The organism is Kribbella sp., assembly GCF_035655035.1.
GTDB lineage: Bacteria > Actinomycetota > Actinomycetes > Propionibacteriales > Kribbellaceae > Kribbella.
Window position 1 is genome coordinate 1 of record NZ_DASRVN010000394.1, and the last position, 11,452, is coordinate 11,452.

An 11,452-nucleotide genomic window follows, 5' to 3' on the forward strand; every position below is an offset into this window, starting at 1 on the left:
GCGCTCCGCCCGCTGGTCGCGGACGCGCTCGCGCTGGTCGAGTCCGGTGCGCCGCAGACCGAGGTCGCCGCGCGCCTGCGACAGGCGGGCGCGCACTCGGAACGACCGCTGGTTGTCGCGGTCGCCGGCCTCCGCGACGACGGCACCGGCGACCACGGCCCCAGCGACCTCGCGCTGACGGTGCTCGAGGACGTCGCGCTGACCGTCGGACCGGCCGTCGTCGCGCCCGGGCGGGACGGTCTGCTCGTCGGGTTCCTGCCATTCACGCCGGGGCTCCCGGAGCACCTCCGGCGGGCCTTCGGGCGGCTCGCTCCGGGGCTCAACCGGGCGCACCTCGCGGTCGGCATCAGCGGCGAGACGTCGATCGACGCCCTCGTCGGCGCCCTCGAGGAGGCCCGGTTCGCCCAACGGGCCGCCGGTGCCGCCCGCGCACCGGTCTCGGTGGTCACGTCGGACGAGGTCGCCTCGCACGTCCTGCTGCTCGCGACGCTGCCCGACGACGTACGGCGTACGTACAGCAACCGTGTCCTCGGAGCGGTCCTGGAGCACGACCGGCGTACCCACGCCGACCTGTTGATGACGCTGCAGGCGTTCCTCGCCTGCTCGTGTTCCTGGACGCGTACGGCGGAGTCGCTGCACCTGCACGTCAACACCGTTCGCTACCGGATCGAACGCGTTGAGCAACTGACCGGACGCGATCTGTCGACCCTCGAGGACCGGGTGGACGTGTTTCTCGCACTCAAATCGCTGTAGTTGTGTGATCACACAAACTGGACGTTCTCCAGGCGTTCATCTTCGGAGGTTCACCGGGTGCAATCCACAGTCTGTTGAGCAGATGCTCGGGTGCAGGTCAAATCCCCCGCCGCCCCACGCAGCCCGAGGAGCGTGTCCCCGATGAAGGCAAACCTGCGGCCCAGCCGTCACCCCGTCGACCAGGTGCTGCCACCCGGCAAGCTCGCGGTGTACGGCACCCAGCACGTACTGGCGTTCTACGCCGGGGCGGTGATCGTGCCGATCCTGCTCGCCGGCGCGATCGGGCTGAACACCCAGCAACTGATCCACCTGATCAACGCGGACCTCTTCACCTGCGGGATCGCGTCGATCATCCAGTCGGTCGGGTTCTGGAAGGTCGGCGTCCGGCTGCCGCTGCTGCAAGGCGTCACGTTCACCGCGGTCTCGCCGATGATCGCGATCGGGCTCGCGGCCGGTGGTGGCACCAACGGTCTGCTGGTGATCTACGGCTCCGTCCTGGTCGCCGGGCTGGCCACGTTCTTCATCGCGCCGTACTTCAGCAAGCTGATCCGGTTCTTCCCGCCGGTGGTGACCGGATCGGTGATCACGATCATCGGCCTGGCGCTGCTGCCGGTCGCGGCCGGGGACGCGGTCGGCGGGGCGGGACCGACGGCGGCACCGACCAGCGGCAAGAACATGGCGTACGCGCTCGGCACGCTGGCGCTGATCGTGCTGATCCAGCGCGTGTTCAAGGGGTTCATGGCGACCATCGCCGTACTCGTCGGCCTGGTGGCCGGCACGCTGGTGGCCTGGGCGTTCGGGGACGCGCACTTCAGCGCCGTGCACGACGCGGCCTGGGTCGGCGTGACGCAGCCGTTCTACTTCGGGTGGCCGAAGTTCTCGGTCGCGGCGATCATCTCGATGGTCGTGGTCATGCTGATCACCGCCGTGGAGACGACTGGGGACGTCTTCGCGACCGGTGAGATCGTCGAGAAGCGGATCAGCCGCGAGGACATCGCCCGGGCACTGCGCGCCGACGGCCTGGCGACGACGATCGGCGGCGTCTTCAACTCGTTCCCGTACACCTGCTTCGCGGAGAATGTCGGCCTGGTCCGGCTGACCCGGATCCGCAGCCGCTGGGTGGTCGCCACCGCCGGGGCGATCATGATCCTGATCGGGCTGCTGCCGAAGGCCGGGGCGATCGTGGCCGGCGTACCGCATCCGGTGCTGGGCGGCGCGGCGCTGGCGATGTTCGCGACGGTCGCGGTGGTCGGGTTCCAGACGCTGGCGAAGGTCGACTTCCACGATCACCGGAACGTGGTGATCGTCGCGACCAGCGTCGGGCTGGCGATGTACGTGACCGCGCAGCCGCAGGTCGCGCAGGCGGTCCCGCACTGGGCCCAGATCATTTTCGGCAGCGGCATCACGCTCGGCAGCCTGACCGCGATCTTCCTGAACATCCTCTTCCACCACGTCGGCAAGAACTTCGGGCCCGCCGTGGCCGGACAGCCCGGCGACACGGTCCGGCTCGACCAGGTGAACCAGATGACCCGGGCGGAGTTCGTCGAGACGTTCGGCGGCCTGTTCCAGGGTCCGCGCTGGGCGGTCGAGAGGGCCTGGGAGATGCGGCCGTACGCCGACACGCACGCGCTGCGGCGTTCGTTCCAGGAGGCGTTGTTCTCCGGGTCGCGGGACGAGCAGGTGGAGCTGATCCGGGCGTACCCGCAGCTCGGGTCGCAGTTCGTCGCCGACGGGCTGAGCGGCGAGGCGTCGCTGCGGGACCAGTCCGACAAGGGGCTGACCTTCCTCGGCGATCCCGAGCGGGACGAGCTGACCGCGATCACGTCGGCGTACGAAGACCGCTTCGGGTTCCCGCTGGTGATCTCGGTGCGGGACGCCGAGTCGTACGAACGGATCCTCGAGCAGGGTCGCGAACGGCTCGGGAACTGCGAGAACCAGGAACACGCGGCCGCCCTGCTCGAGATCGCGAAGATCGCCGGCTACCGCTTCGACGACTTCGTCTCCGACGCCAACCCGATCCACTCCGCGCGTACCCGATGGAGCAGCAACCGATGACCACCCAAGCCCTGCGTACTCCCGCACTGACCGTGAACGGCGAGGTCACCCCGCTCGGCGACATCTCCGTGCACACCACGGTCCTCGACTGGCTCCGCAACCGCGGCCTGACCGGCGCGAAGGAAGGCTGCGCCGAGGGCGAGTGCGGCGCCTGCTCGGTCCTGGTCGCCCGCCCGGGCACGGAGTCGGCGACCGAGTGGACGGCCGTGAACGCCTGCTTGCTGCCCGTCGCCTCGCTGGACGGCCAGGAGCTCATCACCTCCGAGGGACTGGGGTCCGCTGCCGACCTGCATCCGGTGCAGAAGGAGATGGCCGTCCGCGGCGGGTCCCAGTGCGGCTACTGCACGCCGGGCTTCATCTGCAGCATGGCCGCCGAGTACTACCGCCCCGGCCGCGCCGCAGCCGCCACCTCCCGTCCCGCCGGCGAAGCCGGCGCTGGGGATCATGAGCATGGGCCGAACGGGTTTGATCTGCATGCGTTGAGTGGGAACTTGTGCCGGTGCACCGGGTACCGGCCGATCCGGGATGCTGCTTATGCGCTGGACGCTCCGGCGGAGGACGACGCGTTCGCCGTACGCCGCGACTCCCCGGCCCCGGCGCCCGCGTCTACGGGCATGGTCTCCCCCGAAGGCGAGTTCCTCCGCCCGACCACGCTGCAAGCTGCTTTGACGGTGCTGGGTGAACGAGACGATGCGGTGGTAGTAGCTGGTTCGACCGACCTCGGCGTACAGGTGAACATCTTCGGGTCGCGTCCCCCGTTGACGATCGCGATCGACCGCCTGGAGGAGCTGCGCGAGTTCAGCTTCGGAACGGACGAGGTGCGACTGGGCGCGGCGCTGACGCTCACCGAGATCGAGCGGAAGCTGGCCGGCCGGGTGCCGCTGCTCGCCCAGCTGTTCCCCCAGTTCGCGTCGCGGTTGATCCGGAACGGCGCGACGATCGGCGGCAACCTGGGGACCGGATCACCGATCGGAGACACGCCCCCCGCACTCCTGGCACTGGATGCGAAGCTGGTTCTCGCCTCCATCCGCGGTGAGCGGGTGGTTGCGTTGGCCGAGTACTTCACCGGCTACCGGCAGACCGTGAAGGCACCGGACGAGCTGATCAGGACGATCGTGATTCCGTTGCCCTTGGCACCGATGACGGCGTTCCACAAGATCGCCAAGCGACGCTTCGACGACATCTCCAGCGTCGCGATCGGGTACGCCGTCGACGTTGCGGACGGCGTCGTCCGGGAGGCCGTCATCGGCCTCGGCGGCGTGGCGGCCACCCCGCTGCGCGCCCGCGCGACCGAGGCCGCACTCATCGGGCGGCCGTGGAACGAGACGACGGTACGGACCGCCGCCGCGGTGCTGGCGAGCGAGGGTACGCCGATGGACGATCACCGCGCGAGTTCGTCGTACCGCTCCGCGATGCTCGGCCAGTCGTTACTGCGCTTCTACTTCGAGGAGGCCCAGGCATGAGCCACCTGTCAGAACGCCCCGCCGCGGGCGTGGTCGGCGTACCGCTACCACACGAGAGCGCCGCGCTGCACGTGACCGGGACTGCTTTATATACAGACGATCTGGTGATGCGCACCCGCGACGTCCTGCACGCGTTCCCGGTGCAGTCCTCGCATGCGCACGCCCGCGTGACCGCGCTCCGAGTGAAGCCGGCGTACGACGTACCGGGTGTCGTCCGGGTGCTGATGGCGGACGACGTACCGGGGGTCAATGACGCGGGAGTGAAGCACGACGAGCCGTTGTTCCCGGACGAGGTGATGTTCAACGGGCATGCGGTCTGCTGGGTGCTCGGGGAGACGTTGGAGGCCGCGCGACTCGGGGCGTTGGCCGTCGAGGTCGAGTACGAGCCGCTGCCGTCGTTGGTCAACGTCCGCGACGCGATCGAGGCCGGGAGCTTCCAGGGCATCGGGCGGCATCTGGAGCGCGGAGACGTCACGGGCGCGCTTGCCGAGGCTGCATACGTATTCAACGGTGAGTTCGAGTTCGCGGGGCAGGAGCACTTCTACCTGGAGACGCATGCGGCGTTGGCTCAGGTGGACGAGTACGGGCAGATCTTCGTGCAGTCGAGTACGCAGCATCCGTCGGAGACGCAGGAGATCGTCGCGCACGTCCTGGGCCTGGCCAGTCATTCCGTGACGGTGCAGTGCCTGCGGATGGGCGGCGGGTTCGGCGGCAAGGAGATGCAGCCGCACGGGTTCGCCGCGATCGCCGCGCTCGGTGCGACGCTGACCGGGCGGCCGGTACGGCTGCGGCTGAACCGGACACAGGACCTGACGATGTCGGGCAAGCGGCACGGGTTCCACAGCAAATGGACCGTTGGGTTCGGGGCCGACGGCAAGCTGGTCGCGCTGGATGCGACCATGACCGCCGACGGCGGATGGAGCCTCGACCTGTCGGAGCCGGTACTGGCGCGGGCGATGTGCCACATCGACAACGCGTACGAGATCCCGCACGTCCGCGTCGACGGGCAGATCGCGAAGACCAACAAGACCTCGCAAACCGCGTTCCGCGGGTTCGGCGGGCCGCAGGGGATGCTGGTGATCGAGGACATCCTCGGCCGGTGCGCGCCGCTGCTCGGGTACGACGCGGCCGAACTGCGGCGGCGGAACTTCTACCAGCCGGGCGACTCCACGCCGTACGGGCAACCGGTGCGGCACGCGGATCGGCTCGAGTCGTGCTGGTCGCAGGTACTCGCCAACGGGGACGTGGCGGCCCGGCAGGCTTCGATCGAGGCCTTCAACGCGGCGCATGAGCACGTGAAGCGCGGGCTGGCGCTGACGCCGGTGAAGTTCGGGATCTCGTTCAACCTGACGGCGTTCAACCAGGCCGGTGCGCTGGTGCACGTCTACAAGGACGGGTCCGTGCTGATCAACCACGGCGGCACCGAGATGGGCCAGGGCCTGCACACGAAGATGCTGCAAGTCGCGGCGACCACTTTGGGTGTGCCGTTGGAGCGCGTCCGGTTGGCGCCGACGCGGACCGACAAGGTACCGAACACGTCCGCGACCGCGGCGTCGTCCGGCGCCGACCTGAACGGGGCGGCGATCAAGAACGCCTGCGAGCAGATCCGGGAGCGGCTGGCCCAGGTGGCCGGCGGGAAGCTCGGGGTCAGTCCTCTGGATGTGCGGTTCGTCGACGGCGTCGTCCGCGGGTTGTCCGGGGACGGTGTGGACTGGAACGAGCTTGTCAATCTCGCCTACCACCAGCGCGTGCAGTTGTGGGCAGCCGGGTTCTACCGGACCGAAGGGTTGCACTGGGACGCGAACGCGATGCGCGGCGAGCCGTTCAAGTACTTCGCGTACGGCGTGGCGGCGTCGGAGGTCGAGGTCGACGGGTTCACCGGGGCGTACAGGCTGCGCCGGGTCGACATCGTGCACGACGTCGGCGACAGCCTCAGCCCGCTGATCGACATCGGCCAGATCGAAGGCGGCTTCGTCCAGGGCGCCGGCTGGCTGACCCTCGAGGACCTCCGCTGGGACGCGAGCTCCGGCCGCCTCTCCACCCAGGCCGCGAGCACGTACAAACTCCCGAGCTTCTCCGAGATGCCGGAAGTCTTCAACGTGACCCTCCTGGAGAAGGCCCACGAGGACGGCGCGGTCTACGGCTCCAAGGCAGTAGGCGAACCCCCGCTGATGCTCGCCTTCTCCGTCCGTGAAGCCCTCCGCCAGGCCGCGGCCGCCTTCGGCCCCGCAGGCACCAGCGTCGACCTACCGTCACCCGCCACACCCGAGGCGGTCTACTGGGCGGTCGAACGGGCACGAGGAGGTGCCTCATGGAGTGGGTGAGGGCTGTTCAGCGGTTGCGGGCCCGGCGGGAGGCCGGGGTGCTGGTGACTGTCTTGTCGGTGCGCGGGCATGCTCCGCGGGAGGCCGGCGCGAAGATGGTTGTTGCTGTGGACAACGTTTGGGGGACGGTCGGCGGCGGCAACCTGGAGGCACTCGGGGTCGAGCGGTCGCGGGCGATGATCGGCGACGGTACGGCGACTCCTGAGGTGCTGACCGCGGCGTTGTCGGACAAAGCGCCGTACCAGCACGGGGTTCAGTGTTGTGGTGGTGAGGTGCAGCTGTTGCTGGAACCGCTGCCCGTCGTACCGTCCGTCGCGATCTTCGGGGTCGGGCATGTCGGGCTCGAGTTGGCGCGGATCCTCGCGCGGCACGACATCGAGCTGCATCTCGTCGACTCCCGCGCCGACCAACTGACGGCCGAGCGGCTCGGGGTACTCGAAGACGCGGTCGCGCAGGTACACGTGCACAACGTCCCGGTGCTACCCGAGCTGGTCGTCGGCGAGCTGCCGCCCGGTACGCACGTCGTGATCATGACCCACGACCACGCCGAGGACGCCGCGCTCTGCGACGCCGCGATCCGCAACGCCCAGCTCGCCACCATCGGGCTGATCGGATCCAGCGCGAAGTGGACCCGCTTCCAGCGCAAGCTCGCCGACGACGGCAACCCGCCCGAGGCGATCGCGCGCATCATCACGCCGATCGGCCTCCCGAACATCACCGGCAAGCAGCCGGCCGTGATCGCGGTCAGCGTCGCCGCCTGGCTCCTCGAACGCTTCACCACCCAGACCACCGAGGCACTTCCGGCCTCGGCCCAGCGTAAGGCACAAGCATGACTCTCTACCGTGGCACGTTCATCGACACCCCGGAGGACCCGTTCGCGGGCGCCGGGCTGCGGGTCGACAGCGACGCCGGCCTGCTCGTCGAGGACGGGCTGATCGTTGCCCGCGGCCCGTACCTGGAGCTCCGTGAGGCACACCCCGCCGAGCAGGTCGTGGATCTCCGCGACGGCGTCGTACTCCCCGGATTCGTCGACACCCACGTGCACTTCCCGCAGATCCGCGCGGTCGGCGGGCTCGGCCTCCCGCTGCTCGAATGGCTGGACCGGTACGCCCTTCCGGAGGAGGCGCGGATGGCCGACGTCGACTACGCGACCGGCGTCGCGCAGGAGTTCGTGCGCGGGCTGGCCGCGGCCGGTACGACGTCCGCGCTGGTCTTCGGCGCGCACTACCCGGACGCCGTCGACGCACTTTTCAACGCGGCATCGCAGGTCGGTCTGCGGGTGACGAGCGGTCTTGTGTTGAGCGACAGATTGCTGCGGCCGGAGCTGCTCACCACCCCGGTCCGCGCGTACGCCGAATCGCTCGCGCTCGCGAACCGCTGGCACGGCGTCGGCCGCAACCGGTACGCCGTGACGCCGCGCTTCTCGCTGTCCTGCACCGACGAACTGCTCGCCACCTGCCGCGAACTCCTGGACGCGATCCCCGGCGCCCTGTTCACCTCGCACGTGAACGAGAACGAGGCCGAGATCGCGACGGTCGCCGACCTGTTCGGGGGCAGCGACTACGTGACGACGTACGACCGCCACGGCCTGGTGGACCGCCGTACCGTGCTCGCCCACAACGTGCACCCGACGGACGTGGAACTCAAGACGCTCGCGACCAGCGGCGCCACGGTCGCCCACTGCCCGACGAGCAACGCCGCCCTCGGGAGCGGCCTGTTCCCGCTCACGCGCCACCTGCAGTACGGCGTACGCGTCGCGCTCGGCTCCGACGTGGGCGCCGGTACCGGCTTCTCGCTCCTCAAGGAAGGCCTGCAGGCGTACTTCTGCCAGCAACTCCAAGGCGACCAGGGCCGCCCGCTCACCGCCGCCCACCTCCTCTACCTGGCCACCACCGCCGGCGCCGAGGCCCTGAACCTCCCCCAAGTAGGCCACCTCTCCGTAGGCCACCACTTCGACGCCCAACTCCTCCGCCCCACCGAAGGCTCCCCCTTAGCAGTCGCGATCACCCACGCCGAAGACACCGACGAGGCCCTGGCCCGCATCTTCACCCTAGGCACCCCCACCGACATCCAAGCCGTCTGGATCAACGGCGACCTGCTGCACTGAACACACCTGCCGGGGTCGGGCGACACCCTATTGCTTGTCGCGCGGCCCCGGGGCATATCTCGCGATCCCCTGCCAGATCCGCGCGGCCGTCCTGTACGGCTCGTCGAGGTCCGCCCAGCCGAAGCGGAGTACGCCGTAACCGCGCTCGCGCAGGCGGTCCTCCCGCCGCTTTTCCGCGAGTACGGCGTCGGCGCCGTCGGCATACTTCAGGACGCCGTCGAACTCGATCACCAGCACGCCCACGAGCAGGAAGTCGACGCGTCCGATCAGCCGACCGTCGTCGTCCCGGATCTCCACCTGCAACTCCGGGACCGGCAGCCCGTGGTTCGCCATCAGGACACGGAAGCGCGACTCACCGACGGACTCGCTCAGCCCGTTGGCGAACCGCGCCGCCGCACGCGCGGCCGGAGAGCCGTGCCAGCGTTGATGCCGCAGTACCGCGGCCGTCAGGCTCTCCCGGCTTGTGAGCTGCATCCGGAGCGCGGCATCGGCGAGAACGACGCCCACCTCGTACGTCGTCGTGCACGTGGTCTCCACGATCGCGCGATCGACGCTCGTGAGTCGCAGGCCGTCGAGCTCCACGACTTCGTCGGCGGCGGCTGCGCGGCGATGGACCCGGACTGCCCGACCGCTGCGGGCCCGGCCGGACGACACGCGCGTGAAATGCGGTCTGGTCAGATCGGTCCCCCACACGGGCAAGCCGTGCAGCATCGCCGCGGACTGGTGGCTCACGACGACGTCCCCGAGCCGCTCGCTCGCCATCCGAACGCGGAGCAGGTGCAGCCGGATCGAGCGGTCCCACGGAGGTTCGTCGGCCGGCCAGCCGCGCGGGTCGACGTACGAGTTGAAGCTCAACCGCAGCCACTGCCCGCTGTCCACCCGCTGCCGCACCTGGCTGTCGCTGTACCCCGCGGCAAGCGCGTCCGGGCGCGTGAACCACCCACCGCGCCCAGCCGCGATCACTTCCAATCGCCTGTTCATACCCAAGAAAGTGCAGGCGTCACACCCTGTCCGAACACACGATCGCGAATCTGTGGACAACCCCCGGGGTCGCGGAACAGGTCATAGCTTGTTCCGCGACCCCGGGGGTTGTCGTCAGCCGACGAGGGCGGCTTGGATACGGGCGGCGGCCGACGCCAGGGTGGCGGCGTCGGCCGTTTGGAGGATGGCGTGTTCGACCACCGGGCGGCCGTTGGTGAGGAGGAGGGCCAGGGGTGGGGGTGTGGCTAGGGCCAGGGCGGCTACTGGGTCGGGGAGGCCGGCGTGGGGGAGGGTGGTGAGGTTCCAGAGGGCCAGGTCGGCCAGTTTGCCGGGTTCGAGGGAGCCGATGTCGGCGGAGCGGCCGAGGATGCGGGCGCCGTCGAGGGTGGCCATTTCGAGGGCGGCTCGGACAGTCAGGGCTTGCGGGCCGCCGCGGGCGCGAGCGAAGAGGAGGGCGTGCCGGAGTTCCTCGATCAGGCTGCCGGACTCGTTGCTGGCGGCGCCGTCGACGCCGAGGCCGACGGGGGATCCGGCGGCCCGGAGGTCGGCGGTACGGGCGATGCCGGCGCCGAGGCGGGCGTTCGAGCTCGGGCAGTGCGCGACGCCCGTACCGGTACCGCCGAGGTGTTTGATCTCCGCGTCGTCGAAGTGGATGCCGTGCGCGAACCATACGTCCGGCCCGGTCCAGCCGAGGCGGTCGGCGTACTCGAGCGGCGTACACCCGTACGTCTCCCGGCACCACGAGGTCTCGTCGGTGGTCTCCGCGAGATGCGTGTGCAGCCGTACGCCGCGACGCCGGGCGAGCTCGGCCGACTCGCGCATCAGCTCCCCGCTCACGCTGAACGGCGAGCACGGCGCGACCACGATCTGCAGCATCGAATCAGGCGATGGGTCGTGCCAACGGTCGATCGCGTCCTCGGTCGCGGTCAGGATCGTGTCCCGGTCCTCGACGACCGAGTCAGGCGGAAGCCCGCCGTCCTTCTGACCGCGGTCCATCGATCCGCGCGCGGGGTGGAACCGCAGACCGATCTCGCGAGCGGCCTCGATCTCCGCCGCGAGCAGGTCCCCACCCGGGAACACGTAGTGGTGGTCGGCAACCGTCGTACAGCCGGTCAACGCGAGCTGCGCCAGCGCTGCCCGCGCGGCGACATACACGGTCTCCTCGGTGATCCGTGCCCAGACCGGGTACAGCGTCGTCAGCCATTCGAAGAGCGTCGCGTCCGCGGCCAGACCGCGCGTCACCCACTGGTACAGATGCTGATGCGTGTTCACGAAGCCTGGTGTGACAAGGCATCCCGAGCCGTCGACGATCCGGGCACCGTCGTACGCCGGCGCCGGGCCGGGGCCGACGGCAACGATGCGGTTGCCCTCGACAACGACATGTCCGATGAACTCGCGGCGGGCCGGATCGAGGGTCGCCACGTAGGCGCCCTCGATCACGATCCGCGGCATCAGCAGAAGCCGGCGATGTTGACCCACGCACTGCCGGCGTCGCTGGCGTCGTCACGGGTCACGGTCGCCTCGATCAGGCCGTACGGGCGGTCCGCGGCGACGAAGACCTCGCCCGGGTTCTCCACGCCGAAGGGTGACAGGTCGACCAGGAAGTGGTGCTTGTTCGGCGCCGAGAACTTGATCTCGGCCACCTCCGGGTGCTGCTCGAGCACGGCGGATCCCATGCCGTACAGGCTCTGCTGCAGCGCAAGGCTGTGGATCGTCGCGAACCGGGACAGCAGCAGCGCCTTGATCGCGTCGTACGACTTGTCCCAGTC

8 protein-coding genes and 1 pseudogene are annotated in these 11,452 nt (G+C 69.7%); 6 read left to right on the forward strand and 3 right to left on the reverse strand.

The genetic code is table 11. The features are described 5' to 3' along the window. From VFF46_RS21930 to guaD, 6 genes are all read left to right on the forward strand, one after another. Positions 1 to 753, forward strand: a 753-nt coding sequence (locus VFF46_RS21930; protein WP_325039052.1) for a PucR family transcriptional regulator, incomplete at its 5' end; no start/stop codon positions are given. A gap of 141 nt (positions 754 to 894) precedes the next feature. Next, entirely contained in the window at positions 895 to 2,808 is a 1,914-nt protein-coding gene (uraD, locus tag VFF46_RS21935) for a 2-oxo-4-hydroxy-4-carboxy-5-ureidoimidazoline decarboxylase (protein ID WP_325039053.1), read from the forward strand. Further along, on the forward strand, positions 2,805 to 4,271 hold the full coding sequence (locus VFF46_RS21940; protein WP_325039054.1) for a xanthine dehydrogenase small subunit: 1,467 nt from the start codon (positions 2,805 to 2,807) through the stop codon (positions 4,269 to 4,271). Before uraD ends, VFF46_RS21940 begins: the two co-directional genes overlap by 4 nt. Continuing rightward, a complete protein-coding gene (xdhB, locus tag VFF46_RS21945; RefSeq protein ID WP_325039055.1) occupies positions 4,268 to 6,595 on the forward strand; it encodes a xanthine dehydrogenase molybdopterin binding subunit in 2,328 nt (775 codons plus the stop codon). Before VFF46_RS21940 ends, xdhB begins: the two co-directional genes overlap by 4 nt. Next, positions 6,583 to 7,428: a xanthine dehydrogenase accessory protein XdhC gene (gene xdhC, locus VFF46_RS21950; protein ID WP_325039056.1), complete on the forward strand. Its 846-nt coding sequence runs from the start codon at positions 6,583 to 6,585 to the stop codon at positions 7,426 to 7,428. Before xdhB ends, xdhC begins: the two co-directional genes overlap by 13 nt. Then, positions 7,425 to 8,702, forward strand: coding sequence for a guanine deaminase (gene guaD / locus VFF46_RS21955; RefSeq protein ID WP_325039057.1), 1,278 nt, complete (start codon positions 7,425 to 7,427; stop codon positions 8,700 to 8,702). Before xdhC ends, guaD begins: the two co-directional genes overlap by 4 nt. A 27-nt stretch (positions 8,703 to 8,729) precedes the next feature. On the opposite strand, the gene VFF46_RS21960 is transcribed toward guaD, so the two are convergent. The 3 genes and pseudogenes from VFF46_RS21960 to VFF46_RS21970 form a co-directional block, all read right to left on the reverse strand. Then, positions 8,730 to 9,683 carry a type IV toxin-antitoxin system AbiEi family antitoxin domain-containing protein gene (locus VFF46_RS21960; protein ID WP_325039058.1) on the reverse strand — a complete coding sequence of 318 codons (954 nt, stop codon included), beginning with the start codon at positions 9,681 to 9,683 and terminating at the stop codon, positions 8,730 to 8,732. 114 nt (positions 9,684 to 9,797) lie between these two features. After that, the gene (locus VFF46_RS21965; protein WP_325039059.1) at positions 9,798 to 11,135 is read right to left on the reverse strand and encodes an 8-oxoguanine deaminase; all 1,338 of its coding nucleotides are present in this window, start codon (positions 11,133 to 11,135) and stop codon (positions 9,798 to 9,800) included. Continuing rightward, positions 11,135 to 11,452, reverse strand: a pseudogene (locus VFF46_RS21970) (urate oxidase); the annotation flags it as partial. The pseudogene VFF46_RS21970 and the gene VFF46_RS21965, both read right to left, overlap by 1 nt.